Annotated in this window: 2 protein-coding genes; both read left to right on the top strand. The window is 41.0% G+C overall.

Going from position 1 to position 1,126, the window contains the following annotated elements; translation table 11 throughout:
- On the top strand, positions 1-499 hold a 499-nt coding region (locus F6K40_RS40415), incomplete at its 5' end, for a glycosyltransferase family 2 protein (RefSeq protein WP_293146028.1).
- 89 nt (positions 500-588) lie between these two features.
- The coding region (locus F6K40_RS40410) for a Gfo/Idh/MocA family oxidoreductase (protein WP_293146025.1) at positions 589-1,126 on the top strand (538 nt) is incomplete at its 3' end.

Raw genomic sequence — 1,126 nt, 5'->3', positions numbered from 1 at the left:
TGTTCGTCAGGGTTTTAATATGGCAACAGGTGATGTTCTGATTATTCTAGATTCTGACTTAACTGTTCACCCAAATGAGTTAACCAAATTTTTCGAGGCGATCGCTTCAGGTGATTGCCAATTAGCAAATGGATCGCGACTCACTCATTCAGTATCATTGAAAGCGATGCCATTGATCAATCAACTTGCAAATCGCTTTTTTGCTAAACTGCTATCAATCATATTGGGAGTTGAAATTAAGGATTCCCTTTGTGGAACTAAAGCTATTACCAAAGAAAACTATCTCCAGATAGTTGCTAATTGGCAACACTTTGGTAAATACTATCCTTTTGGAGATTTTGATTTGCTCATTGGGTGCAAAAAACTTGCCTTAACTATTAAGGATATTCCTGTAAAATATTTACCAAGAACTTATGGGCAATCAAATATTCAACATATCCAAGGCGGTTTCCAACTTTTAAATATGATTTTATATACTGCTTCAGAGGTTAGGAGGTGAAAAATTAATGCAATTTTTTTAGAAACTTTTAGTATCTATCTATAGCTCAGTTAACTGATAACTGATAACTGATAACTGAAATAATACTCATGCAGATAAATGACCAAATTCCCATGCCAGATCGGCCACAACCTATAGTAATTATCGGTGCTGGTGGCATTGTATCCGATGCCCACCTGCCAGCATATCAGATCGCTGGTTTTGAGGTAGCAGGAATTATTGATATCAAGCAGGAAAAAGCAGTCTCGCTAGCTCAGAAATTCTCCATTCCTAATGTTTACGCTAGTGTTGAACAAGCTGTAGCCGAGGCTCCAGCAAACGCCGTCTTTGATATCGCTGTACCAGCTTCAGCTTTGTTGGAACTGCTGCCAAAGTTTCCCCGAGGATCTGGAATATTGATCCAAAAGCCTATGGGGGAGGATCTAGCTCAGGCAAGTCAGGTTTTGAGTATCTGTCGCGAACGGCAGTATACTGCGGCGGTTAATTTTCAGTTGCGCACGGCACCGCCTGTGATAGCAGCTCGCAACTTGATCGAAGAAGGTCACCTGGGCGAGCTTCTCGACATTGAGATGCGGGTTACGGTTGACACCCCTTGGCATTTATGGGACTTCTTTGAAAAGTGCCAAA

It is taken from the genome of Okeania sp. SIO3I5 (assembly GCF_010672085.1).
GTDB lineage: Bacteria > Cyanobacteriota > Cyanobacteriia > Cyanobacteriales > Microcoleaceae > Trichodesmium.
This window is presented reverse-complemented; position numbering and strand designations above follow the sequence as displayed.